Source organism: Limnohabitans curvus (assembly GCF_003063475.1).
In the GTDB taxonomy this organism is placed as follows: domain Bacteria; phylum Pseudomonadota; class Gammaproteobacteria; order Burkholderiales; family Burkholderiaceae_C; genus Limnohabitans; species Limnohabitans curvus.
Map to the genome: position 1 here is coordinate 1,608,020 of NZ_NESP01000001.1, position 24,180 is coordinate 1,632,199.

General features: G+C 55.4%; 31 protein-coding genes and 1 tRNA gene. 25 read left to right on the forward strand and 7 right to left on the reverse strand.

The genetic code is table 11. The features are described from left to right. Positions 1-20 precede the first annotated feature (20 nt). Positions 21-704, reverse strand: coding sequence for a cytochrome b/b6 domain-containing protein (locus tag B9Z44_RS08025; protein WP_108360289.1), 684 nt, complete (start codon positions 702-704; stop codon positions 21-23). 95 nt (positions 705-799) lie between these two features. Between B9Z44_RS08025 and B9Z44_RS08030 the strand changes: the two genes are divergently transcribed. The 6 genes from B9Z44_RS08030 (at position 800) to ptsP (ending at position 5,700) form a co-directional block, all read left to right on the forward strand. Beyond that, entirely contained in the window at positions 800-1,261 is a 462-nt protein-coding gene (locus B9Z44_RS08030) for a c-type cytochrome (RefSeq protein WP_108360288.1), read from the forward strand. Between the two features lie 182 nt (positions 1,262-1,443). After that, positions 1,444-1,983, forward strand: coding sequence for a hypothetical protein (locus B9Z44_RS08035; RefSeq protein ID WP_146180599.1), 540 nt, complete (start codon positions 1,444-1,446; stop codon positions 1,981-1,983). Continuing rightward, positions 1,980-3,218 (forward strand): MFS transporter, encoded by a 1,239-nt coding sequence (locus B9Z44_RS08040; protein WP_108402136.1) that lies wholly within the window; start codon positions 1,980-1,982, stop codon positions 3,216-3,218. The genes B9Z44_RS08035 and B9Z44_RS08040 overlap by 4 nt, the downstream gene beginning before the upstream one ends. A 28-nt stretch (positions 3,219-3,246) precedes the next feature. Further along, positions 3,247-3,693 carry a PTS sugar transporter subunit IIA gene (locus tag B9Z44_RS08045; RefSeq protein WP_108360285.1) on the forward strand — a complete coding sequence of 149 codons (447 nt, stop codon included), beginning with the start codon at positions 3,247-3,249 and terminating at the stop codon, positions 3,691-3,693. Continuing rightward, on the forward strand, positions 3,662-3,931 hold the full coding sequence (locus B9Z44_RS08050; protein ID WP_108360284.1) for an HPr family phosphocarrier protein: 270 nt from the start codon (positions 3,662-3,664) through the stop codon (positions 3,929-3,931). Before B9Z44_RS08045 ends, B9Z44_RS08050 begins: the two co-directional genes overlap by 32 nt. 8 nt (positions 3,932-3,939) lie before the next feature. Further along, a complete protein-coding gene (gene ptsP / locus B9Z44_RS08055; RefSeq protein ID WP_108360283.1) occupies positions 3,940-5,700 on the forward strand; it encodes a phosphoenolpyruvate--protein phosphotransferase in 1,761 nt (586 codons plus the stop codon). Here ptsP and lipA read toward each other — a convergent pair. The 3 genes from lipA to B9Z44_RS08070 are packed head-to-tail and all read right to left on the reverse strand — an operon-like array spanning position 5,697 to position 7,694. Beyond that, positions 5,697-6,695, reverse strand: coding sequence for a lipoyl synthase (lipA, locus tag B9Z44_RS08060; protein WP_108402137.1), 999 nt, complete (start codon positions 6,693-6,695; stop codon positions 5,697-5,699). The two genes, ptsP and lipA, sit on opposite strands and share 4 nt — an antisense overlap. A 31-nt stretch (positions 6,696-6,726) precedes the next feature. Beyond that, positions 6,727-7,356, reverse strand: coding sequence for a lipoyl(octanoyl) transferase LipB (gene lipB / locus B9Z44_RS08065; RefSeq protein ID WP_245912835.1), 630 nt, complete (start codon positions 7,354-7,356; stop codon positions 6,727-6,729). A 44-nt stretch (positions 7,357-7,400) separates the two neighbouring features. Beyond that, positions 7,401-7,694, reverse strand: a complete 294-nt coding sequence (locus B9Z44_RS08070) for a YbeD family protein (protein ID WP_108402139.1) — start codon at positions 7,692-7,694, stop codon at positions 7,401-7,403. A gap of 109 nt (positions 7,695-7,803) precedes the next feature. On the opposite strand from B9Z44_RS08070, the gene B9Z44_RS08075 reads away from it, so the two are divergent. The 12 genes from B9Z44_RS08075 (at position 7,804) to B9Z44_RS08130 (ending at position 16,857) form a co-directional block, all read left to right on the forward strand. After that, positions 7,804-8,280: an ATP synthase subunit I gene (locus tag B9Z44_RS08075; protein ID WP_108360279.1), complete on the forward strand. Its 477-nt coding sequence runs from the start codon at positions 7,804-7,806 to the stop codon at positions 8,278-8,280. A 14-nt stretch (positions 8,281-8,294) separates the two neighbouring features. Beyond that, positions 8,295-9,152: a F0F1 ATP synthase subunit A gene (gene atpB, locus B9Z44_RS08080; RefSeq protein ID WP_108360278.1), complete on the forward strand. Its 858-nt coding sequence runs from the start codon at positions 8,295-8,297 to the stop codon at positions 9,150-9,152. A gap of 63 nt (positions 9,153-9,215) precedes the next feature. Continuing rightward, positions 9,216-9,464 (forward strand): F0F1 ATP synthase subunit C, encoded by a 249-nt coding sequence (atpE, locus tag B9Z44_RS08085; RefSeq protein ID WP_100147432.1) that lies wholly within the window; start codon positions 9,216-9,218, stop codon positions 9,462-9,464. Positions 9,465-9,494: 30 nt separating this feature from the next. Continuing rightward, a complete protein-coding gene (locus B9Z44_RS08090) occupies positions 9,495-9,965 on the forward strand; it encodes a F0F1 ATP synthase subunit B (protein ID WP_108360277.1) in 471 nt (156 codons plus the stop codon). 9 nt (positions 9,966-9,974) lie between these two features. Beyond that, positions 9,975-10,505, forward strand: coding sequence for a F0F1 ATP synthase subunit delta (locus B9Z44_RS08095; RefSeq protein WP_108360276.1), 531 nt, complete (start codon positions 9,975-9,977; stop codon positions 10,503-10,505). 36 nt (positions 10,506-10,541) lie between these two features. Beyond that, positions 10,542-12,080, forward strand: coding sequence for a F0F1 ATP synthase subunit alpha (atpA, locus tag B9Z44_RS08100; RefSeq protein ID WP_108360275.1), 1,539 nt, complete (start codon positions 10,542-10,544; stop codon positions 12,078-12,080). A 26-nt stretch (positions 12,081-12,106) separates the two neighbouring features. Next, positions 12,107-12,973, forward strand: a complete 867-nt coding sequence (gene atpG / locus B9Z44_RS08105) for a F0F1 ATP synthase subunit gamma (RefSeq protein WP_108360274.1) — start codon at positions 12,107-12,109, stop codon at positions 12,971-12,973. Positions 12,974-12,994: 21 nt separating this feature from the next. Then, positions 12,995-14,398, forward strand: a complete 1,404-nt coding sequence (gene atpD / locus B9Z44_RS08110; protein WP_108360304.1) for a F0F1 ATP synthase subunit beta — start codon at positions 12,995-12,997, stop codon at positions 14,396-14,398. An 8-nt stretch (positions 14,399-14,406) separates the two neighbouring features. Next, on the forward strand, positions 14,407-14,823 hold the full coding sequence (locus tag B9Z44_RS08115; protein ID WP_108360273.1) for a F0F1 ATP synthase subunit epsilon: 417 nt from the start codon (positions 14,407-14,409) through the stop codon (positions 14,821-14,823). 84 nt (positions 14,824-14,907) lie between these two features. Next, positions 14,908-15,357, forward strand: a complete 450-nt coding sequence (locus tag B9Z44_RS08120) for a YybH family protein (protein ID WP_108360272.1) — start codon at positions 14,908-14,910, stop codon at positions 15,355-15,357. Beyond that, positions 15,354-16,334 carry a YheT family hydrolase gene (locus B9Z44_RS08125; protein WP_108360271.1) on the forward strand — a complete coding sequence of 327 codons (981 nt, stop codon included), beginning with the start codon at positions 15,354-15,356 and terminating at the stop codon, positions 16,332-16,334. Before B9Z44_RS08120 ends, B9Z44_RS08125 begins: the two co-directional genes overlap by 4 nt. Next, positions 16,327-16,857, forward strand: a complete 531-nt coding sequence (locus B9Z44_RS08130; protein WP_108360270.1) for a DUF2946 family protein — start codon at positions 16,327-16,329, stop codon at positions 16,855-16,857. The genes B9Z44_RS08125 and B9Z44_RS08130 overlap by 8 nt, the downstream gene beginning before the upstream one ends. 46 nt (positions 16,858-16,903) lie before the next feature. Here B9Z44_RS08130 and B9Z44_RS08135 read toward each other — a convergent pair whose 3' ends face one another. Further along, positions 16,904-17,410, reverse strand: a complete 507-nt coding sequence (locus B9Z44_RS08135; RefSeq protein ID WP_108360269.1) for a c-type cytochrome — start codon at positions 17,408-17,410, stop codon at positions 16,904-16,906. A gap of 77 nt (positions 17,411-17,487) precedes the next feature. Between B9Z44_RS08135 and B9Z44_RS08140 the strand changes: the two genes are divergently transcribed. The 4 genes from B9Z44_RS08140 (at position 17,488) to B9Z44_RS08155 (ending at position 20,462) form a co-directional block, all read left to right on the forward strand. Continuing rightward, positions 17,488-17,563 (forward strand) — tRNA-Arg (locus B9Z44_RS08140). A 34-nt stretch (positions 17,564-17,597) separates the two neighbouring features. After that, positions 17,598-18,581 carry a TRAP transporter substrate-binding protein gene (locus B9Z44_RS08145; protein ID WP_108402140.1) on the forward strand — a complete coding sequence of 328 codons (984 nt, stop codon included), beginning with the start codon at positions 17,598-17,600 and terminating at the stop codon, positions 18,579-18,581. Between the two features lie 85 nt (positions 18,582-18,666). Further along, positions 18,667-19,182, forward strand: a complete 516-nt coding sequence (locus tag B9Z44_RS08150) for a TRAP transporter small permease (protein WP_108360267.1) — start codon at positions 18,667-18,669, stop codon at positions 19,180-19,182. Beyond that, positions 19,179-20,462, forward strand: coding sequence for a TRAP transporter large permease (locus tag B9Z44_RS08155; protein WP_108402141.1), 1,284 nt, complete (start codon positions 19,179-19,181; stop codon positions 20,460-20,462). Before B9Z44_RS08150 ends, B9Z44_RS08155 begins: the two co-directional genes overlap by 4 nt. Positions 20,463-20,534: 72 nt before the next feature. On the opposite strand, the gene rsmI is transcribed toward B9Z44_RS08155, so the two are convergent. Continuing rightward, complete coding sequence (gene rsmI, locus B9Z44_RS08160) at positions 20,535-21,446, reverse strand: 16S rRNA (cytidine(1402)-2'-O)-methyltransferase (RefSeq protein WP_108402142.1); 912 nt, start codon at positions 21,444-21,446, stop codon at positions 20,535-20,537. 57 nt (positions 21,447-21,503) lie between these two features. Between rsmI and B9Z44_RS08165 the strand changes: the two genes are divergently transcribed. From B9Z44_RS08165 to B9Z44_RS08175, 3 genes are read left to right on the forward strand one after another with little or no spacing between them, the layout of a single operon-like run. Next, complete coding sequence (locus B9Z44_RS08165) at positions 21,504-21,869, forward strand: YraN family protein (protein WP_108402857.1); 366 nt, start codon at positions 21,504-21,506, stop codon at positions 21,867-21,869. Between the two features lie 15 nt (positions 21,870-21,884). After that, positions 21,885-22,484: a phosphoheptose isomerase gene (locus tag B9Z44_RS08170; RefSeq protein WP_108360264.1), complete on the forward strand. Its 600-nt coding sequence runs from the start codon at positions 21,885-21,887 to the stop codon at positions 22,482-22,484. Continuing rightward, complete coding sequence (locus B9Z44_RS08175; RefSeq protein WP_108360263.1) at positions 22,481-23,161, forward strand: BON domain-containing protein; 681 nt, start codon at positions 22,481-22,483, stop codon at positions 23,159-23,161. The genes B9Z44_RS08170 and B9Z44_RS08175 overlap by 4 nt, the downstream gene beginning before the upstream one ends. Positions 23,162-23,218: 57 nt before the next feature. Here B9Z44_RS08175 and B9Z44_RS08180 read toward each other — a convergent pair whose 3' ends face one another. Next, positions 23,219-24,133 (reverse strand): NAD(P)-dependent oxidoreductase, encoded by a 915-nt coding sequence (locus B9Z44_RS08180; protein ID WP_108402143.1) that lies wholly within the window; start codon positions 24,131-24,133, stop codon positions 23,219-23,221. Positions 24,134-24,180 lie beyond the last annotated feature (47 nt).

Genomic DNA, 24,180 nt, shown 5'->3' on the forward strand with positions numbered 1-24,180 from the left:
GCTTTTTTACGTCTCAACAATTAGCCGAGATTGACCAAGCGATACACCACATAGCCGCACCCCACCAACACACTTAACGCGAAAAGCCGCGAAGTCAAGGTGTCACGCGAGTGGTGTGTCTCAGGCGGTAGCACTTTGTCCCCCGTCAGCATGGGGGTGATCAAGTCATCTTGTTTGATGCGCTTGTGATACAGCACGGCTCCCACGTGCACCACGATCAAGAGGATCAGAAGAACCTTGCCAATGTCACTGTGGTAATTGGTGGCCCTAGACACCCATTCGGACGAGACGAGAGCCGTCCAAGGGCCGGTGTTGGAAATCTCATCGTCGCTCATGAAGCCACTCAACACCTGAACGAACAAAACGGCCAACATGGCCAACACAGACAGCGCGCCTAATGGGTTATGGCCCACGCTATGCGGCGTTTGCTTGGCGCGCACCGCCTGAACATAAAACAACAGCTTAGAGGGCGTTGGCACAAAGTGCACGAAGCGTGACCAGTGGCCACCTACAACACCCCAAATCAAACGGAAAAAAACCAAGGTCAACACAACATAGCCAAGCATGAAGTGAATTGGCATGGCATCGCCGCCGATTTCACCGCTGATGACCAATCCTGCGACCGACAGCGCTAGCAAAATATGAAAAACACGTGTGGGAAGATCCCAGATGCGGATGCGTTGAAAAGAAGAAGCGTGGTGCATGTGTGAGCAATGGCGGTGGCAAAAAGACAAGGTGATGGAAAGTTCGTAAACTCCGGCCACCTAAACGCGTATTTTCAACCTTAAAGGACCGACTTATGAAAAAAACAATTCTGACCTTGATTGCAGTCAGCGCAGCAGCGATCAGCATCTCGGCCTTTGCACAATCGTCGCCATTTGCCAAACCGGAAGATGCAGTCAAGTACCGCAAAGCCGCCTTGACAGTGACCGCCGCGCATTTTGGTCGCTTGGGTGCGATGGCCCAAGGTAAGGTGCCGTTTGATGCCAAGGCGGCTGCAGAGAATGCCGACATCGTTGCCAACATGTCCAAGTTGCCTTGGGCTGCGTTTGGCGAAGGCACCGATGTGGGCGAAACCAAGGCCAAGCCCGAAATTTGGAAGCAAAACGCCAAGTTCAAAGAGGCCTCAGAAAAGTTCCAGGCTGAAGCCACAAAGTTGGCCGCAGCAGCTAAAAGCGGCAAAGAAGATACTTTCAAAACAGCTTTCTCGGCAACCGCCGGTACTTGCAAGTCATGTCACGATGACTTCAGAGCCAAATAAGCAAAGGCGTTAAGACGCGCGCGGTTTCTACAACTTGCGCTCATGCAAACGGGGTACTGGCCATGAGGCCGTGCCCCGTTTGCATTTGAAAAATCATGCGCATGTCGGCCACGTGACAGCCAATGAACGGCCGGGCCGCTGCGTGCGCTGCCCAGCTCCAGAGAACTTAGATAATGCAAGCCATGACAGGATGTGCGACGCGCTCAATTTCTTTACTTACCTTGGCTGCGGCGCTTGGGGCCTGCACGCCTGCGCTCAACTGGCGGCAGGTGAGCGCAGGCACTTCCGGCATGATGTGGTTGATGCCATGCAAGCCAGATCAGGCGACACGTCCGGTGACCTTGCGTGTCGCCAATCAAGATGTGCAAACCAGTTTGTTGCTGCAGGGTTGCGAAGCCAGCAATATGCAATTCACTTTTGGGCAGATGGTTGTGCCGCAAGGATTAACAGCGAGTGATGCGATACGTGCATGGCGCTTGGCAAGTGTGGCGCCGCTCGAAGCCGCGTCAACCGATGTGTTGGTGCAAACCTGGGCGATCCAAGGTGCCCATGCGCAGACGCCGCCAGAGCGTGCCCAGGTCATGATTGGAACGCACCAAGTGCAGTGGGTGTGGTTTGCCGATGGCAACAAAATTTATCAAGCAGCCGTGTATGGCAAAGCCAAGGACAAAGGTTTGCCAGAGGCTGCCGAAACTTATTTTTCAGGAATCAAATTGCCATGAGCCATGATGTGTTGTCTCGCCGCACCGCGGTGTGGGTCTTTGTGGCGTTTGCTTCGGCCTATTTTTTATCCGCGTTGCTGCGCGCCATCACGGCCACGCTCTCGCCGACATTGACTTTGGAATTTGGCTTGCAGGCACGTGATCTGGGGCTCTTGGCCGGCGGTTATTTTTTAGGCTTCTCCCTCACGCAGTTACCGATGGGGCATTGGCTGGATCAGCACGGCCCCAAGAAGGTGGTGCTCAGCTTTTTAGGCGTCGCTGTGGTGGGCTGTCTGGCATTTGCATGGGCCACAGACTTCGGTGGCTTGTTGTTGGCTCGCGTGCTGATTGGTGTCGGTGTGAGCGCTTGTTTGATGGCACCACTGACAGGCTATCGCCGTTGGTTGGTTCTTGAAAAACAACAGCGCGCGAACGCGTGGATGCAGATGACAGGCGCATTCGGTATGCTGGCGTCGACCTTGCCGGTGCAATGGCTGCTGCCCGTGATCGGTTGGCGCTGGATGTTTGTTGGCTTGGCGTTGTTGATTGTTTTGTCCATGGCATTGATGGCCTGGCAGGTTCCCAAGTGGCGCATGGCAGAGCCGCCCGCCGCAACGCGCACGCCAGCCAAACCCGTTGGCATTTTGGCAAGCTACAAACAAGTGTGGGCGCATCCGTACTTTCGCAGTCTCACCCCGATGGGTTTCTTCAACTACGGCGGATTGATCGCGATGCAAACCTTGTGGGCGGGGCCTTGGATGATCAAGGTGGCAGGCTACACATCGCTGGAAGCTGCAACGGGCTTGTTTTGGATCAACGTGTGCATGTTGGTGACGTTTTGGATTTGGGGTTTGGTGACGCCGATGCTGTACGCGCGCGGCCTGAACGCCAACAAGCTGATGACGTATGGCGTGCCTTTGAATTTTTGTGTGCAGATTTACATTGTGTTGGCTGGGGCCGATGCGGGTGCGTTGCATTGGGCCTTGTTTTGCATCAGCAGTTCGTTTGTGTCGCTTGCACAGCCTGCGGTGGGCATGGCGTTTCCCACGGCGCTGGCGGGGCGGGCCTTGTCGGCCTATAACTTGGTGCTGTTCTTGGGCGTGTTTGTGGTGCAGTGGGGCATGGGCTTGATGATTGACGGGTTTAAAACCGCCGGTTGGCAAGAGCCACAAGCCTTTCAGTGCGCCATGGCTGTATTTTTTGCATGTTGCCTGGTGTCTTACGGCTATTTTTTGAAGCACAAATCAGACAGCTGATAATGCGCGGCAGACCTCGCTTTTTTATATGAACAACCGCATCCTCATCATCGCCCATGCGCCGCTGGCCAGTGCCTTGCGTGACTGCGCCATGCATGTGTATTCCGAGTGCGCGGCGGATGTGATTGCGCTAGACGTTTTGCCAGACGCGCAGCCTGAAGACACGTTGGCGCAAGCCTTGGACGTGGCCGGCGCGGCCTTGGACAGTGGTTTGTTGGTCCTGACCGATATTTTTGGCGCGACGCCAGCCAACGTCGCGCAAAAACTGGTCGCGGGCAGCAACGCCAAACTCATTGCGGGCGTGAACTTGCCCATGTTGTTTAGAAGTGTGTGTTATCGCCACGAGTCGCTCGACGCGCTGGTGGCGCGCGCACTCGCGGGTGGTACGCAAGGCGTGATGCAAGTTGCGATCACCGCCCCTCAAAATCAAAACCGTCGAATCCATGATCAAAACCACAACGACCATCAGCAATAAATTGGGCCTGCACGCGCGTGCTTCAGCCAAACTCACCAAACTCGCCGGCAGCTTTCCGTGCGAAGTCTGGATCAGCAAAGGCGAGCGCCGTGTGAATGCGAAAAGCATCATGGGCGTCATGATGTTGGCGGCCGGCATTGGCAGCGAGGTCGAACTGGAAACCGATGGTGCCCAAGAGCAAGAAGCCATGGACGGCTTGTTGGCCCTCATCGCCGACAAGTTTGGCGAAGGCGAGTAAGGGCGTACATGACATTCTCAGTCCACGGTCTTGCAGTCGCACGCGGCATCGCCATTGGGCGTGCGGTGCTGGTGGCATCCAGTCGCGTGGATGTGGCTCACTATTTCATCGAAGCCACACAAGTCGCTTCCGAAATTGAGCGCCTTTCAGAAGCGCGCCAGGCGGTGATGGCTGAGCTGCAACAGTTGCACGACAACTTGCCCAAAGAGTCGCCCCCAGAGCTGGCTGCGATTCTTGAGGTTCACCTCATGCTGCTGGACGACACCATGCTGGCTGACGGCGTGGCGCAGTGGGTGAAAGATCGTTTGTACAACGCCGAGTGGGCGTTGACCTCGCAACTGGATGTGGTCGCACGCCAGTTCGATGAGATGGATGACCCGTATTTGCGCGAGCGCAAAGGTGATCTCGAGCAGGTGGTGGAGCGCATGCTGCGCCACATGAAAGGCATGCCGCATGTGATGCCCCAAGTCTCCCCCAAGCGTAGCAATCAGCCGCGTCAGCAAGATTTGCAGCTGGGTGATGAGATGGATGTCCCCTTGGTCTTGGTGGCGCACGACCTGTCGCCAGCCGACATGTTGCAATTCAAGCAAAGCGTGTTTGCCGGTTTTGTCACCGATGTCGGTGGCAAAACATCGCACACCGCCATCGTGGCGCGCAGCTTGGATATCCCTGCTGTGGTGGGTGCACGCACGGCAAGTCAGCTGGTGCGGCAAGACGACTGGATCATCATTGATGGTGATGCGGGCGTGGTCATTGTCGATCCTTCGCCCATCATCTTGGCGGAATACGGCTTCAAGCAACGTCAGGCAGAAGTCGAGCGTGAACGGCTTTCACGTTTGCGCCACACACCTGCAGTAACCCTAGATGGTCAGCGCGTGGACTTGTTGGCCAACATTGAAATGCCCGAGGACTCGCCTGCGGCTTTGGGCGTCGGTGCGGTGGGTGTGGGCTTGTTCCGCAGCGAGTTTTTGTTCATGGGTCGCGAAGGCGCGTTGCCTGATGAGCAAGAACAGTTCCAAGCCTATCGACGCGCGGTGGAAGGTATGAAAGGCTTGCCCGTCACCATTCGCACGGTCGATGTGGGGGCCGACAAGCCCTTGGACCGCGCGATGAAAGAGGAAGCCCACTTGAATCCTGCGTTGGGTTTGCGAGCCATTCGCTGGAGCTTGGCTGACCCTGCGATGTTTTTGACGCAGTTGCGTGCCATCTTGCGCGCGGCGGCTTATGGCCAAGTTCATTTGCTCATTCCCATGCTGGCCCATGCGCGTGAAATTCAGCAAACGCTGGCGTTGTTGGAGCAGGCGCGCAAACAGCTCGACAAACGCGGCGTGGCGTTTGGCCCGGTGAAAGTTGGCGCCATGATTGAAGTGCCCGCTGCGGCACTGAGTGTGAAGATGTTCTTGCGTTATTTCGACTTCTTGTCGATTGGCACAAACGACTTGATTCAATACACCTTGGCGATTGACCGTGCCGATGAGTCAGTGGCACACCTGTATGACCCGCTGCACCCAGCGGTGCTTCGTTTGGTGGCCGATGTCATTGCTGAGTGCCGCGCGCAAGGCAAGGGCGTGAGTGTGTGTGGCGAAATGGCAGGCGACCCTAGCCTCACACGCTTGCTGTTGGGTTTGGGTCTGCGCAGTTTTTCGATGCACCCCACGCAAATCTTGGCCGTCAAGCAAGAGATCATTCGTGCGGATGCCTTGCGTCTTGAAGCGTGGTCGCAAAGTGTGTTGGCCAGCGATGAGCCGGCCGAATTGATGGGGTTTTAAGCCTTTGCAGCTTCGGATGCCGCGTGGGCCTGTTGGTCCGCGTGGTAGCTAGATCGCACCATGGCGCCGACGGCGGCATGGCTAAAGCCCATTTCGTAGGCCTTTTCCTCAAACATCTTGAACGTGTCTGGGTGCACGTAGCGGCGCACAGGGATGTGGCTGGTGCTAGGCGCCAAGTATTGGCCGATGGTGAGCATGTCGATGTTGTGGTCGCGCATGTCTTGCATCACTTGCAAAATCTCTTCGTCCGTTTCGCCGAGGCCCACCATCAAGCCACTCTTCGTGGGTACGTTGGGGTGGAGGGCTTTGAATTTTTTGAGCAAATTCAAGCTGAAGGCGTAATCGCTGCCGGGGCGCGCTTCTTTGTAGAGGCGTGGCACGGTTTCCATGTTGTGGTTCATCACATCAGGTGGTGCAGCTTTGAGAATTTCCAAAGCGCGGTCGTCACGGCCGCGGAAGTCTGGGACCAAGATTTCAATTTGTGTTTGCGGTGACAGCTCGCGCGTGCGACGAATGCAATCGACAAAGTGTTGACTGCCGCCGTCGCGCAAATCGTCGCGGTCCACGCTGGTGATGACCACGTATTTCAGTTTCAACTGAGCAATGGTTTTGGCCAAATTCTCTGGTTCATTCACATCGAGTGGATCGGGGCGGCCGTGGCCCACATCGCAGAAGGGGCAGCGGCGTGTGCACTTGTCGCCCATGATCATGAAGGTGGCGGTGCCTTTGCCGAAGCATTCACCAATGTTGGGGCAGCTGGCTTCTTCACACACGGTCACCAATTTGTTGGCGCGCAGCACGTCTTTGATCTCGTAAAAACGCGTGGACGGCGAGCCCGCTTTGACGCGAATCCAATCTGGCTTTTTCAGCACTTCGCTTTGCTCGACTTTCACGGGAATGCGTGAGAGTTTGGCTGCAGCTTTTTGCTTGGCTGATGCGTTGTAGTTTTCGACGGTTTGCGCTTCGCGCACGACGTTGTTGTCAGGGGTGGACATAGCAATCAAGCCTGTGTTGGAGGCCCTGGGTTCAGGGCGCTAAATAGGTAACGAGCTTTTGGCTCAAAGTGTCAGCGACGTCTTGCCAGCTGACCGATACGCCGATTGTAGAAAGATCGACGGTTTGCAAACCTCGATAGCCACAAGGGTTGATGCGTTGGTAGGGTGATAGATCCATGGCCACATTCAGCGCCACACCGTGGTACGTGCAATGGCGACTGACTTTGATGCCGAGTGCCGCGATTTTCCCTAGGCCCGCAAAGTCTGGATCTTTGTTGCCGTCTTTTTGCGGGCGCTGTGCCAGCATGGCGTGGCTGTGTGGGTTGTCTAAGCGCACATAGATGCCAGGCGCACCAGACACGCGGTGTCCCGTCACGCCAAAGTGATCGAGCGTGCGAATCACGGCCTCTTCAATGCGGTACACATATTCTTTGACGTAGTAGCCGGAGCGTTTGAGGTCAATCAGCGGGTAAGCCACCACTTGGCCTGGGCCATGAAATGTCACTTGCCCGCCGCGGTTGGTGGGAACGACAGGGATGTCCCCTGGGGCAAGTAGGTGGTCTTCGTGCCCGGCGAGCCCCTGCGTAAATACGGGGGGGTGTTCACAAACCCATAGTTCATCCGGTGTATCGGACGTGCGTGCGGCTGTGAAATCCTGCATTGCTTGGTAGGTTGGCAGGTACGGCACAAGGCCGAGTTGTTTGATCACAGAACCACTTTCACCATGGGATGAGAGGTGAGGGTGCGGTACAGCTCGTCGAGTTGTTCGCGGCTGGTGGCTGTCACAGTGATGGTGACGCCTAAATAATTGCCGCCTTTGCTTTCTCGCAACTCAATGGTGGTGGCGTCAAATGCGGGGTCAAATTGCTCGGCAATGTAGGTCACCGCATGCACAAAACCATCGGCCTTCGTTCCCATGACTTTGATGGGGAAAAGGCTTGGATACTCGATCAGCGAGTCTGCACGAGGGTTTTCTGGGGGGGGGCTTGAGCTTGTCATGTGGGAAATTATCCTCTTCTTGGTGCAATCAGCCTAAAAGCGTATGTGTTATCACGTACAATAATTGGCTCTATAGAGGCTAGTGGATGTAACCTGGGCGTAAACAAACATGACCAGAATACAACCCGAAGATCAAGAAAACGTACAAGACGCGTTTGAGCCGCTCACCGCCGAACAGGTGGTCGAGTTGCGCAAGCAGCAGCCCCTTCTGTCGGTATGGCGGGTGGTCGGAGTCCAGGTCATCCTGGGGCTCTTGGTGGCGGGTTTTGTGTGGTTTGTGTCAGGACGTATGGCGGCTGTGTATTCGGCGCTTTACGGAGCTCTGACGGTGATCGCCCCTGCGGCGCTCTTTGCGCGAGGTTTGACCAGTCGAGTTGCCTCCGTGAATGTTGGTGCTGCGGTGTTTGGCTTTTTCCTCTGGGAAATGGTCAAAATAGGCTTGACGGTCGCAATGTTGTTTGCGGCCCCGCGTCTTGTGAGTGATTTGAGCTGGCCTGCCATGTTGGCAGGTCTAGTAGTGACAATGAAGGTGTATTGGGTGGCGCTTGGCTTTCGCAAGGTGTTTTACCCGGTCAATCCAACTTAAAGAAGAGCGAACGAATGTCTGTTGAACATGGTCCGACCGCTGGTGAATACATCGTTCACCACCTGACGCATCTGCAAAACAAGCCGATGGCTGGCGTCATTGACTTCTCCGTTTACAACCTTGACTCGATTTTCTGGTCTGTGTTGTTGGGTGTGGTTGCTAGCTTCTTCTTGTGGCGTGCTGCCCGTGGTGCAACTGCGCACGCGCCAGGCCGCTTCCAAGCTGCTGTCGAAATCTTGGTTGAGATGGTCGACAGCCAGGCCAAGGGCATCATTCACAGTGCAGAGAGTCGCAAATTGGTGGCTCCTTTGGCTTTGACTGTGTTTGTCTGGATCTTCTTGATGAACGCCATGGACTTGTTTCCTGTCGATTTGTTCCCAAAAATTTGGGAAATCATCTACGGCGCAAACGGTGGCGATGCTCACCATGCTTACATGCGTGTAGTGCCATCGGCTGACTTGTCCACCACCCTGGGTTTGTCCACATCTGTTTTGTTGGTCTGCGTGTTTTACAACATCAAGATCAAAGGTATCGGCGGCTGGGTGCATGAGTTGTTCTGCGCTCCCTTCGGTGCTCATCCCCTCTTGTGGCCAGTCAACTTCGTCATGCAAATGATCGAGTTCGCAGCCAAGACCGTGTCGCATGGCATGCGACTGTTCGGCAACATGTATGCTGGCGAGTTGGTGTTCATGTTGATCGCATTGATGGGTGGCGCTGCTGCTGCCACATTGCCAGGCATCTTGCTGCCTATCGGTCACATCATTGCTGGTTCTATTTGGGCCATCTTCCACATCATGATCATCACATTGCAAGCCTTCATCTTCATGATGTTGACGCTGGTGTATGTGGGTCAAGCGCATGATGCCCACTAAAGCGCACTCGTTTTCGGTTTTTTCTTAACTTTTCTTTCTCATCCATTCTTTAGGAGCAACAAAATGGAACACGTCCTCGGTTATGTAGCACTCGCAGCTGGCCTCATCATTGGTTTGGGCGCTATCGGTGCTTGTATCGGTATCGGCATCATGGGTAGCAAGTACCTCGAAGCAGCTGCACGTCAGCCTGAATTGATGAACGAATTGCAAACCAAAATGTTCTTGTTGGCTGGTCTGATCGACGCTGCTTTCTTGATCGGCGTTGGTATCGCCATGATGTTCGCATTCGCGAACCCCTTCGTCCTGAAGTAATCTAGCAACTACCAAAAGAAAGGTGTTGCCGTGAGCATCAACGCAACCCTGTTCGTCCAGATGATCGTTTTTGCGGTCTTGGTGTGGTTCACGATGAAATTCGTGTGGCCACCCATCGCAAGCGCCCTCGACGAACGTTCAGAAAAAATTGCCCATGGTTTGGCTGCGGCCGAACATGCCAAGATTGAACTGTCCAATGCGCACAAAGAAGTTGAACTCAAGCTGGCCGAAACCCGCAATGAGTCCACTGCTTTGTTGGCTGACGCAGAGCGTCGTGCACAACACTTGATCGACGAAGCCAAGGCTCATGCCACGGTTGAAGCGAACAAGATTGTTGCTGCTGCTCATGCAGAAGCTGCGCAAGAAGTCGTGAAAGCCCGTGAAGCACTGCGTGAGCAAGTGGCTGCATTGGCGGTCAAAGGTGCCGAGCAGATTCTCCGTAAGGAAGTCAATGCTGGTGTCCACGCCGACTTGTTGGGCCGTCTGAAGACTGAGCTGTAAGAGGACAACATGGCCGAACTCGCCACCATTGCCCGCCCTTACGCAGAAGCTTTGTTCAAGGCTTCGGCCGCAGACCTGAGCGGTACCGCTGCATGGCTCGAAGAGCTTGCAGCGATCGCTGGGAATGCCCAATTACTGCAATTTGCAGAAGGCCCCAAGGTCACATCAAGCCAAGTGTTTGATTTGATTTCTGGTGTTGCTAAATCCAAATTGCCAACTGCTGCGCAAAACTTTTTGCGCGCCGTGATTGACAACGGTCGCTTGAGCGCGCTGCCCGAAGTGGCAACGCAATTCCGCGCACATGTCAACGCGCAAAGCGGTACGGCAGACGCTTTTGTGTACAGCGCTTTTGACATCGACGCAGCAGCTTTGGCTGATGTGAAGACGACTCTTGAAAAGCGTTTTGGCCGCAAACTCAACGTCTCTGTGGCCTTGCAGCCTGAGCTGATTGGCGGTATTCGCGTGGTGGTGGGTGACGAAGTGTTGGACACTTCTGTCAAAGCCCGTTTAGATCAAATGAAAGTTGCGCTGACGGCTTAATGCCTGTCAGCCCTAACAAGAAAGAAGGAAAGAGTCATGCAACTCAATCCAGCAGAAATCTCTGAGCTGATTAAGAGCCGTATCGAAGGTTTGGGCAATGAAGCCAACGTTCGTAATCAAGGCACCGTTTTGTCGGTGACTGACGGCATCGTTCGCGTGCACGGTCTTTCAGACGCGATGCAAGGCGAAATGTTGGAGTTCCCCAACAACACATTCGGTCTGGCCCTGAACCTCGAGCGTGACTCGGTCGGTGCTGTGATCTTGGGTGAGTACGAGCACATCTCTGAAGGCGATATTGTCAAATGTACAGGTCGCATTTTGGAAGTGCCAGTCGGCCCTGAATTGATTGGCCGCGTGGTGAACGCTTTGGGTCAGCCTATCGACGGCAAAGGCCCGATCAACGCCAAGATGACTGACGTGATCGAAAAGGTTGCACCAGGCGTGATTGCTCGCGAATCCGTGAGCCAGCCGATGCAAACAGGTCTGAAGTCTGTTGACTCCATGGTGCCCGTGGGCCGTGGTCAGCGCGAGTTGATCATTGGTGACCGTCAAACAGGTAAAACAGCTGTTGCGATCGACGCCATCATCAACCAAAAAGGTCAAAACATGACCTGCGTTTACGTCGCGATTGGCCAAAAAGCCTCGTCGATCAAAAACGTGGTGCGCGCTTTGGAACAAGCTGGCGCGATGGAGTACACCATCGTTGTGGCCGCTTCTGCTTCTGAATCTGCAGCGATGCAATACGTGTCAGCCTACTCAGGTTGCACCATGGGCGAATACTTCCGCGATCGTGGCGAAGACGCCTTGATCGTGTATGACGATTTGTCTAAGCAAGCTGTGGCTTACCGCCAAGTGTCTTTGCTGTTGCGTCGCCCACCAGGCCGCGAAGCTTACCCTGGCGACGTGTTCTATCTCCACAGCCGTTTGCTCGAGCGCGCTGCCCGCGTGAACGCCGACTACGTCGAAGCCTTCACCAAAGGCGCCGTCAAAGGCAAAACGGGTTCATTGACTGCATTGCCAATCATTGAAACCCAAGCCGGTGACGTGTCTGCTTTCGTGCCAACCAACGTGATTTCGATCACTGACGGTCAGATCTTCTTGGAAACCTCGTTGTTCAACGCCGGTATCCGTCCTGCGATCAACGCCGGTATCTCGGTGTCTCGCGTGGGTGGTGCAGCGCAAACGAAATTGATCAAGAACTTGTCCGGTGGTATCCGTACCGACTTGGCTCAGTACCGTGAATTGGCAGCGTTTGCTCAGTTCGCTTCTGACCTCGACGAAGCCACACGTAAACAGCTCGACCGCGGTGCTCGCGTGACTGAATTGCTTAAGCAAGCTCAGTACAGCCCACAGTCAATCAGCATCATGGGTTCAACCCTGTTTGCGGTGAACAAAGGCTTCATGGACGACATCGAAGTCAAACAAGTTCTGCACTTTGAATATGAAATGCACGCTTACCTCAAAGCTAAGCACGCTGCCTTGTTGGCCAAACTCGAAGCCGACAAAGCCATGGACAAAGATGCCGAGGCCGAACTGACCGCAGCATTGACTGCGTTCAAGAAAACCTTTGCTTAATTCCTACCTGACACAAGGAGCCTCAAATGGCAGCAGGTAAGGAAATTCGCGGCAAGATCAAATCGGTGGAAAACACCAAGAAGATCACCAAAGCCATGGAAATGGTCGCCGCGTCCAAGATGCGTAAGGCGCAAGACCGCATGCGTGCGGCTCGCCCTTACAGCGAGAAAATTCGCCATGTCGCGGCTAACCTCGGCAAGGCCAATCCTGAGTACGTTCACCCCTTCATGGAAGTGAATCACGCCAAGGACGTGGGCCTGATCGTGGTCACCACAGACAAAGGCTTGTGCGGTGGTCTCAACACCAACGTGTTGCGTATGGTGGCGAACAAGCTGCGTGACTTGCAAACCGAAGGGCACAAAGCGCAAGCTGTGGCCATCGGTAACAAAGGTCTGGGCTTCTTAGGTCGTTCAGGTGTCAAAGTTGTGGCGCATGCGACACAGCTGGGTGACACCCCTCACCTCGACAAGCTCATTGGCCCAGTCAAGGTGTTGTTGGATGCGTATGTCAACGGCGAGATCAATTCGGTCCAGCTGTGTTACACGCGTTTCATCAACACCATGAAGCAAGAGTCTGTGGTTGAGCAGCTTCTGCCTTTGTCGGCCGAAGTGCTGAAAACGCACGAAGTGCACAGCACTTGGGATTACATCTACGAACCGGATGCGCAAACCGTCATCGACGAATTGTTGCTCCGCTACGTAGAAGCTATGGTGTATCAAGCTGTGGCTGAAAGTATGGCGTCCGAGCAATCGGCCCGTATGGTTGCGATGAAGTCTGCGACCGACAACGCTGGGAACGTGATCAACGAACTCAAACTGGTTTACAACAAGACGCGTCAAGCGGCGATTACGAAAGAACTTTCGGAAATCGTTGCCGGTGCGGCTGCTGTCTGATTTTAATTTTTGGAGCAAAAAATGGCTCATGCCCAAGGCAAGATTGTTCAATGTATTGGCGCTGTGGTGGACGTCGAGTTCCCACGCGACCAGATGCCCAAGGTCTACGACGCGCTCAAGCTCGAAGGTACCGCACTGACTCTGGAAGTTCAGCAACAGCTCGGTGACGGCATCGTCCGTACCATCGCGTTGGGAACTTCCGACGGTTTGCGTCGTGGTTTGATGGTGACTAACACTGGCGCCGGTATCACCGTGCCAGTGGGTAAAGCCACACTCGGCCGCATCATGGACGTGTTGGGTAACCCCATCGACGAACGTGGCCCTGTTGACCAAACTCAAACTGCCACGATTCACCGCAAGGCTCCTGCCTATGACGAACTCAGCCCTTCGCAAGAATTGCTTGAGACCGGCATCAAAGTGATTGACTTGGTGTGTCCTTTCGCCAAAGGCGGTAAGGTCGGCTTGTTCGGTGGCGCGGGTGTGGGCAAAACCGTGAACATGATGGAACTCATCAACAACATCGCTAAAGCGCACAGCGGCTTGTCCGTGTTTGCTGGTGTGGGTGAGCGTACCCGTGAAGGTAACGACTTCTATCACGAGATGGCCGACTCAGGCGTGGTGAACTTGAAAGACTTGAACGAGTCTAAAGTGGCCATGGTTTACGGTCAGATGAACGAGCCTCCTGGCAACCGTTTGCGCGTGGCGTTGACTGGTTTGACCATCGCTGAATCATTCCGTGACGAAGGCAAAGACGTGTTGTTCTTCGTGGACAACATCTATCGCTACACCTTGGCCGGTACCGAAGTGTCCGCTTTGTTGGGTCGTATGCCTTCTGCTGTGGGTTACCAACCTACATTGGCCGAAGAAATGGGCCGTTTGCAAGAGCGTATTACATCGACCAAAGTGGGTTCGATCACTTCCATCCAAGCCGTTTACGTGCCTGCCGATGACTTGACTGACCCATCTCCAGCGACAACTTTTGCTCACTTGGATTCGACCGTTGTGTTGAGTCGTGACATCGCCTCGCTCGGTATCTACCCAGCTGTGGATCCTTTGGACTCCACCAGCCGTCAGTTGGACCCTTTGGTCGTGGGCGAAGAGCACTACGCTACAGCTCGTGCTGTGCAAGGTACTTTGCAACGCTACAAAGAATTGCGTGACATCATCGCGATTTTGGGCATGGACGAATTGGCACCTGAAGACAAGCTGGCCGTGGCCCGCGCTCGTAAGATCCAACGTTTCCTGTCACAGCCTTTCCACGTCGCTGAGGTGTTCACTGGCTCACCCGGTAAATACGTGACCTTGGCTGAAACCATCCGTGGTTTCAAGATGATTGTGAACGGTGAGTGTGACCACTTGCCCGAACAAGCCTTCTACATGGTCGGCACCATCGACGAAGCGTTCGAAAAAGCTAAAAAGATCTGAGAGATCCTATGAGTACCATCCACGTAGATGTCGTCAGCGCAGAAGAGTTGATCTTCTCCGGCGAAGCCACTTTTGTGGCTTTGCCAGGCGAGGCGGGCGAGCTCGGTATTTATCCGCGCCACACGCCGCTGATTTCACGCATCCGTCCCGGTTCGGTGCGCATTCACACGGCTGATGGTGGTGAAGAGTTTGTTTTCGTAGCAGGTGGCATTCTTGAAGTGCAACCCGACTGCGTCACCGTCATGTCTGACACCGCTGTGCGCGGCAAAGACATGGACGAAGAAAAAGCAAACGCAGCCAAACTCGCAGCTGAAGAAGCCGTGAAGAACGCAAAATCAGACGTTGATCTGGCTCGTGCTCGCTCAGAGCTGACCATCTTGGCTGCTGAATTGTCGGCCTTGCGCCGCTACCGCGCTCACAAGTAATTGCTGTGCGCGTCAGCGTTCAAAAGCCCCTGCCTCGCGGTCGGGGCTTTTTTATTGCGCAAAAATAAGTGGACAATTTGCCCCATGCCTAAAGCCAAACTTCATGCAGCCACCGTCGGTGGCACAGCCGACGCCATTGAGAGCCAGTTTTACGAAGCCTTGCAAACAGGCGACATCGAAAAACTCATGCGCTGTTGGGCGGATGAAGATGACATTGTTTGCGTCCATCCAGGTGGTCCTCGTTTGATTGGCAGTGCCAGCATCCGTGCTGCTTTTGAAGCCATGTTTGCGAATGGCACGATTGCCGCGCGTCCAGAGCATGTGTGCAAGGTCGAATCGCTCACCAGCGCCATGCACAATGTCATTGAACGCATCGCTTTGCTCACCACCGATGGCACGCAAGAGGCCGTGGTGGTGGCCACCAATGTTTATCAGCGCACGGCACAAGGGTGGCGCATGGTGGCGCATCACGCCAGTCCAGGCACAGCGCCCACACACGCCGAAGCGCACGAAGCACCACAGGTCTTGCATTGATTTGGGACTACCGCGCGCCTTGGTGGTTGCCAGGCGGAAATTTTCAAACGATTTACGCCGCCAAACTCGCGCGTCGCTATTCAGGCCCCAAGCCGCAATGGTCGCGTGAACGATGGGACACGCCCGACAGTGATTTTGTCGATGTCGATTGGCGTGTTGAGGAGCGCGTACTTTCAGAAGATGCACCACTGTTCGTGCTGTTTCATGGCCTAGAAGGGTCATCCAGCAGCCATTACGCCGAAGCGTTTGCTGAAGAAACGCGCGCACGTGGCTGGCGTATGGCAGTGCCACACTTTCGTGGCTGCAGTGGCGAAATCAACTGGGCTCCGCGTGCTTACCACTCGGGTGATTTTGAGGAAATTGCATGGATGCTCAGTCGTTTGAGGCAGCAGCACAGTGGTCCAATCTATGCCGTAGGCATCTCACTGGGCGGTAATGCGCTCATGCGTTGGGCGGGAGAGATGGGGCATGCCGCAGCCCAAATCGTCAACGGCGTTGTTTCTGTGTGTTCGCCGGTTGATTTAACGGCCAGCGGTCACGCCATCGACACTGGTTTAAACAAAGCGATTTATGCCCGTATGTTTTTGGCCACGATGAAGCCACGCGCCATGCAAAAGTTACAGCAATTTCCTGGCTTGTTCGACCCGCTCGAACTGATGGCAGCTAACACCCTTTATGCGTTTGACAATGTGTTCACAGCGCCGCTACACGGCTTTCGTGGCACCGATGATTATTGGGATCGCGCCAGCGCCAAGCCTGGCCTGACGCGTGTGCAAGTGCCCGCATTGGTGCTGAATGCACGCAACGACCCATTCATCCCTGCCAGTAGCTTGCCGACTCAAGACCAAGTGAGCGATCATGTCACGCTTTGGCAGCCCAACACGGGCGGGCATGTGGGCTTTGCCTCCGGCCGCTTTCCTGGTGACTTGAAAGAAATGCCCTGGGCCGTTTCAGAATGGATGACACAACATGGATGATCTCGTTCACCAAGCCATGGCTAAATGGCCCAATGTGCCCGACTGCTACGGCTGGTTGGGGCTAGACGCACGCGGCGATTGGTACATGCGCGACGATCAAGCGCAAGCACTAGGTTCATTTACCCAAAGCAAAGGCTCTCGCCTTGCGCATGAAAAACTGATCGCGTTCATTGGACGCAACTACGAATCCGATAAGCAAGGCCATTGGTTTTTTCAAAATGGCCCGCAACGCGTTTACGTCGAACTAGAGGCCACACCATGGGTTTGGCGTTTGCAGCCCGATGGCAGCATTCAATCGCACACAGGCGCTATTGCACGAATGCAGCGCTGCATCGTGGACGAGCATGGTCGTCTCTACCTTGACACCGAGCAAGGGTTTGGCTTGGTCCACACCCAAGACGTGCTGCAAGCCGCTGATTTGATCGAATCCGGCCTGTGGGTGCCACAAGAAGTGCCCGCTAGCGAACTACCCATGCGATTTGGTTACGTGCGCAGCCCGCAACAAGCGAACGGTCTAAAGTGACATAAAAAAACCGGCTCATGAGCCGGTTTTTGAGAGAAGCGAATGCTTATTTGCTTTCAGGCTTCTTGGGTTCGGTGAACTTTGCACCAGCTGCGTTGGCCATATAAACCACGGCACGACCGATTTCAAAGTCTTCAAAGTCGCCACCACTTTGCGGGCCCATGGCGCCTTTGCCTTTGAGGGCCGATGTCAACAATGCGTCGTAGCCTTTGCCGATACGAGCGCCCCAAGCGCCTGCATCGCCAAACTTAGGTGAGCCAGCAGCGCCTGTGGCGTGGCAAGCGGAGCACTGGCCCTTGAACACGTCTTCGCCGCTGCGAGCGGCGCGGTTGGCATCTTTGATTTCAACAGAGCCGACTTTTTGAATACGTGCAGCCACGGCTTCAGGTTCGTTCGAAGATCCGGCCTGGGGTTTGTTGGCAGATGTGACGTATGCCACCAGGCCAATAATGACGAACACAGGCAATACAAATGAATACAACACAGCCATCAGGAGTTGCTTGGGGGTTTTGATAGGACCTGTGTGGTCTTCTTCGTGGTGTTGGTTGCTCATTTTTAAATCCTGTAAGAAGGGGCTCTAGAACTGATGGAAATTATAGCGGGACCCCTACAATGCCAAGTCACAAAAGCGCGGCTGTAGCTCAGTGGATAGAGTATTGGCCTCCGAAGCCAAGGGTCGTGGGTTCGATCCCCGCCAGCCGCACCAAACTTTAATTCGCACTCTTTTGGAAAACTTACAAATGACGACTCTTCGCCGTACCGCTTTGATGACTTTGGTCGCTTTGGCCACCACTTCGGGCTTTGCCGTTGCTCAAACCGCCAAAGAAGTCAAAGTGGGCTACGCCCTGGCTGTCAACTCGCACTATGGTGCCGCCGCTCAAACTTGGGCTGACTCGGTTGAAAAATCCACGAAAGGCGCTTACAAATTCAAGCAGTTCCCAGCCAGCGCCTTGGGCGGTGAGCGCGAGTTGATCGAAGGTCTGCAATTGGGCACCGTTGAAGCTGTGATTGTGTCCACAGGCGCGTTGAGCAACTTTGTGCCTGAAGTGGGCGTGGTTGACATTCCCTTCCTGTTCCGTGACACCGCCCATGCCCGCAAAGTGTTGGACGGCGAGTTTGGCCAAGACTTGTTGACCAAGTTCAAAAAGCGCGGCCTCATCGCCTTGGCTTGGGGTGAGCAAGGCTTTCGCCACTTGAGCAACAACAAGCGCCCGGTGACCAAAGCCGAAGACATCAAAGGCATGAAGATTCGCGTCACAGAAAACCCTGTGCACATTGCCGCATTCCGCACGCTCGGTGCGTCTCCCACGCCCATGGCTTGGCCTGAAGTGATTGGTGCTTTGCAGCAAGGCACCATTGATGGCCAAGAAAATCCGGTGTCGGTGTTTGTGTCTGCCAAGTTGTGGCAAGTGCAAAAACATTTGTCTTTGACGGCACACGTCTACGCGCCAATGGCTTTGATCGTGTCGCCTGCTTTCTTTGGGTCTTTGAGCGATGCTGAAAAAGTGGCCTTCATTGAAGGCGCTAAAGCCGGTGCTTTGGCGTCACGCAAGTTCGTGGACGATGTGGAGAAGAAGGCTGTGACCGAAATCCAATCGCACGGCGTGCAAGTGGTCACCAAAGTGGATGTGGCGTCTTTCCAAGCGGGCGTGGCACCTGCTTACAAGCAATACGCGGCCAAGTTTGGTCAAGCCACCATCGACAAAATCACGCAAACCAAGTAATTCAAGTTTCGCTTGCCTACTGCGCCCGGACATGTCCGGGCGTTCTTCTTTTCTCTTATAAAACAGCACTTGCTGTTGAACGCACATGTTGAACCGATTTGAGCGCGTGTTGGTGGCCACCAACCGATGGGTGTTGATTCTGTTGTTGCTGGTCATGTCCTGCATCGTGTTTGCCAATGTGGTGTTGCGTTACACCACGGGTGATTCGATTGTGTGGGCCGAAGAAGTGGCGCGCCACATGATGATTTGGGTCACCTTTTTGGGGGCTGGTTTGGTGTTGCGTTTTGGCGGCCATGTGGCCATTGACAACTTTCATCACGCGGTGGGTGAGCAGGGCGCACGTGTGGTGCGTGCCATCGTTGCGCTGGGCCTGGGCGTTTTCTTTTTGGTGATGATGTACTTCTCCATTCTCTACGTCTGGGCGACGCGCTTTCAAACCACAGCGGCGACAGACATTCCCATCGCTTGGATTTATGTCGCGATGCCGGTTGGCTTTTTGTTGCTCTTTGTCCATTTGCTTTTCATCGTGCGCGGTTATATCGGCCACGGCAACTACATCACTTCAGACGAGATGGATGCTGAATCCGCAGCCTCACTATGACCCTCACACTTTTCATCGCAGCCATCGTGCTGATGACCCTCGGCTTCCCCGTGGCATTTGCACTCGCTATTTCCGCGTCTCTCGCCGTCTTTGTGGGTGGGCGTTATCCGCAGTTGGTGGTGTTCAAAGAAATGTTCACAGGCATCGACAGCTTCCCGCTGATGGCTGTGCCGTTTTTTATTCTGGCGGCTGAGCTCATGTCGGGCGGCGCACTCACCTTGGTACTGCTGCGCTTTGCGTCGCAATTCGTGGGGCATTTGCGAGGCGGTTTGGGCTATGCCAACGTGCTGTCACTCACCTTGTTTTCCGGCATCTCCGGTTCGGCTTTGGCAGACGCCGCAGGCCCCGGCTCGATGATGGTCAAGATGATGGAGAAGGCTGGCTATTCGCGTGCCTATGCCGCAGCATTGACTTCGAGCACAGCCATTGTGGGCCCCATCATTCCGCCGTCCATCAGCATGATCATTTATGCCATGCAAGATGAGCAAGTGTCTGTGGGGGGCTTGTTCATGGCGGGGTTTATTCCCGGTATTTTGATTGCCTTGGCCATGGCCTTTGTGAACTGGCGCATTTGCCGCAAGCGCAACTACCGCTCGACCGAACCACGCCCCTCCGCACGTGAAATGCTGGTCACCAGCTTCAAAGCCATCCCTGCGTTGATGCTGATTGTGTTGATCTTGGTGGGCATTCGTTTCGGTATCTTCACGCCCACCGAGGCTTCGGTGGTGGCGGTGTTTTACGCGCTGATTTGCGGCAAATGGATTTACCGCACCTTAGAGTGGAAAGCGTTGCCCGGCATTGCTGCGCGTTCGTCGTTGTTGACGGCTTCGGTGTTGTTGGTGATGGCCACCTCGGCGGCATTTGCATGGGTGTTGACGGTGGAGGGCGTGCCACAGCAGGTGTCGCAAACCATCGTGGAATGGAACCTCTCGCCCGTGGCCTTCCTCATCGTGGTGAACATTTTGTTACTGGTGTTTGGCATCTTCATGGAGCCCTTGCCAGGCGTGATGATTTTGGTGCCCATTTTGGCCCCCGTGGCATTGGCCTTGGGCATTGACCCTACGCACTTTGCGATGGTGGTCATCGTCAACTTGACCTTGGGCATGATCACGCCGCCAGTGGGTGGCTTGCTGTTTGTCACCGCGGTGGCCACACGCGTGTCGATGGCCGATCTGACGCGCGAATTGCCGCCCTTCTTGCTGGCGCATTTTGTGGTGTTGGTGTTGCTGACCTTTGTGCCCGAGCTCTCCACCTGGCTGCCGCACACCTTGGGCTTCTAAGTCAACCTGTAGTCCAACAAAAAAGGCTTTGCAGCAATGCAAAGCCTTTTTGTTTGGGGCGTCGCTGACGGTTTACGTGTTGGCTTTCAATTCCAACGCGCGGTCATACAGCGCGTTCTTCGCTTCGCCGCTGATTTCAGCCGCGACTTTGACCGCTGTTTTCAGAGGCAGCTCTTGCATCAAAATTTTCAGCAAGCGGTCATTGTCTGAGCCCGCCGCGCGCTCTTGTGCTTGCGCGTGGACCACCAGGGCAAATTCACCGCGTGTGCGCTGCGCATTGCCCTGTAGCCAAGCTGCCAAATCTTGTGCCGCCACGGTGGCAATTTCTTCAAACTGTTTGGTCAGCTCGCGGCCCACCGTCACGGGGCGTTCGCCCAGCACGCCCAAGGCGGTGGCCAGCGCCTCGATGCGATGTGGCGCTTCCAACAGCACTTGGGTGCGTGGCTCTTGGGCCAGCACCTCGACCGCGTGGCCACGTTCGGTGGCTTTGGAGGGCAAAAAACCGACGAACACAAAACCAGACGAGTCATGTGCGGGCGTGCCGCAGGCACTCAACAGGGCCGTCACACTGCTGGCGCCTGGCAAAGGCATCACACGCAAACCTGCGCTTTGCACCTGCCACGCCAAGCGTGCGCCGGGGTCACTCACGGCAGGGGTGCCGGCGTCGCTCACATAGGCCACGCGCTGCCCGGCTTGCAGACGGCGAATCACTTCTTCGGCGGCTTCGGCCTCGTTGTGCTGATGGACGGCTAGCCAATGGGACGCGGATTTATCGATGCCGTAGGCGCGCAGCAAAGTTTGTGAGTGGCGCGTGTCCTCACAGGCCAGCGTGTCGCAAAGACTCAGCACATGCAAGGCACGCAAGCTGATGTCGGCCAAATTGCCAATGGGCGTGGCCACCACATACAGCGTGCCTGCCGGGTGGTTTTGGTTTGCGGCGGCGGCGTGCGCGGCAGACAAGGCGGAATCAAAGTTAGCGTTCATCAAGGAGATGCTGTGAACAAACCCAATGGTCAAAGGCCAGCGCAAAAACTAGCGCGTGTGCAACTGCAATCAACCACCAAGCAAAAAGGAGATGCGGCCGAAGACCGCGCGTTGCAACATTTACAGGCGCAGGGCCTGCAACTGGTGCAACGCAATTATCGGACGCCTGGGCGAGGCGGCGGCGAAATAGATTTGATCGTCCGCGACCCCGATGGCACGCTGGTTTTTGTCGAGGTGCGCCAGCGCGGCAGGCAAGACCACGGCGGCGCCTTAGCCAGCATCACGCCGACCAAGCAACGGCGAATTGTGTTTGCCGCCCGTCATTTCTTATTGAAATTGCGCCAAATACCCCCATGTAGGTTTGACATCGTGGCGGTTGAGGGCGAGGATTTGCACTGGTTTAAAGCCGCTTTTAATGCTTAAAGGTATCATTGCACCATGCTTGAGCAACGAATTGAACAACACTTCATCGACTCTGCCGACCTGAAATATCAGGCGGCACAAGTCTTGTCTAAACCCATCGCTGCAGCCGTGTCTGCCGTGCTGGCCAGTGTCACCAGTGGTGGCAAAGTGCTGGCGTGCGGCAACGGTGGTTCTGCTGCAGACGCGCAGCACTTTGCCGCTGAGTTTGTGGGCCGCTTTGAGCGTGAACGTCCAGAGCTGGGGGCCATCGCCCTCACCACGGACAGCTCCATCATCACAGCCATCGCCAACGACTACAGCTACGAACAAATTTTTTCTAAGCAAGTGCGTGCCCTTGGTCAGTCGGGTGACGTGTTGCTGGCGATCACCACCAGTGGCAGCTCGCCCAATGTGTTGGCGGCCATTCAAGCCGCGCATGAGCGCGACATGACGGTCGTCGCCCTCACCGGCAAAGGCGGCGGCAAGATGGGCCAAGCTTTGCGCGAAACCGATGTGCATATTTGTGTGCCACACGACCGCACTGCGCGTATTCAAGAAGTGCACTTGCTGGCCATCCATTGCATTTGCGATGGTGTGGACGCGCAACTGCTTGGCGACTCAGAAAGTAAAGAATGACATCTAAATTTGTAAAAGCCGCATTGGCTCTGTTGGCCGCTTTGCAGTTGTCTGCGTGTGCACCTCTGATGTTCGGTGGTGTGATTGGTGGCGCTATGGTGGCGAGCGACCGTCGCACCGCGGGTATCCAGGTGGAAGACGAAGGCATTGAACAACGCAGCGCGACAGCCATCCGCGAAAATTTCGGAAGCAAAGAGCACATCAACATCACCAGCTACAACCGCCAAGTGTTGATCACGGGTGAAGTGTCCAACGACACCGTGCGTTCGCAAACCGAGCAGTTGATTGGCCGCGTACAAAACGTCCGCTCTGTGGTGAACGAGCTGGTCATTGGCCCAGCCTCCAGCATGGGTGATCGTTCCAACGACGTGCTGTTGGTGGCCAAGGTCAAAGCTGCCATGGTGGACAGCGAAGACGTGTTTGCCAACGTGTTCAAAGTGGTAGGCGAGCGTGGCACGGTTTACCTGATGGGCCGCGTGACCCAACGCGAAGCCAAACGCGCGACCGATGTGGTGCGTGGCGTGAGTGGTGTCAAGCGTGTGGTGCGTGTATTTGAGTACATCACCGAAGACGAGCTGCGTGCCATGCAGCCCAAGCGCAGCGATTCACAGTCAGTGGACCTGAATGCGCCGAAATCCAATGCTTCGCAGCAACCCGTTGTGACGCCGATTAAATAATCGTGCATGACCAATTAAAAAGCCCCGCATGCGGGGCTTTTTTGTGGGCGATCAGGCTTAGCGCAAGCGCTTGATCAAGCTAGAGGTGTCCCAACGGTTGCCGCCCATTTTTTGAACGTCGCCGTAGAACTGGTCGACCATTTGCGTCACAGGCAACACTGCGCCGTTGCGCTTGGCTTCGTCAAACACCAGGCCCAAATCTTTGCGCATCCAATCCACCGCAAAGCCGAAATCAAACTTGTCGGCCACCATGGTCTTACCGCGGTTGTCCAGTTGCCAGCTTTGCGCCGCGCCTTTGCCAATCACGTCGAGCACGAGGTTCATGTCGAGGCCCGCTTTTTGGCCAAAGGCAATGGCTTCGCTCAGGCCTTGTACCAAGCCCGCGATACAGATTTGGTTCACCATCTTGGTGAGCTGGCCTGCACCTGGCTCACCCATCAAGGTGAACGCACGAGAGAAGGCCATGGCCACAGGCTTGACGCGCTCAAACACGGGCGCATCGCCGCCGCACATGACCGTCAGCAAGCCGTTTTGCGCACCGCCTTGACCACCCGACACCGGCGCGTCGATGAAGTGAATGCCGAGGTTCTTGGCAGCGGTGTAAATCTCGCGCGCCACATCGGCAGATGCTGTGGTGTGGTCCACCAACACGGTGCCAGGCTCCATGCCCGCCAGTATGCCGTCGGCGCCAAACACCACCGAGCGCAAGTCGTTGTCATTGCCCACACAGCAAAACACAATGCTGGCGCCCTTGGCGGCTTCGCGTGGGGTGAGTGCGCTCTTGGGGGCTTTGGACGCGGCAAATTCTTTAACCCAAGCTTCGGCCTTGGCGGGTGAGCGGTTGTACACCGTCACGGCGTGGCCTGCGGTGGCCAAATGGCCGGCCATGGGGTAGCCCATCACACCCATGCCGATGAAGGCAACGTGGGCAGAGGCGGTGGGTTCGTAGGTTTTGGCGTTGATGCTGGACATGGGTATTTCAGTAGAGGGTTGAACTGCGTTGAATCATAGGGGCTCAG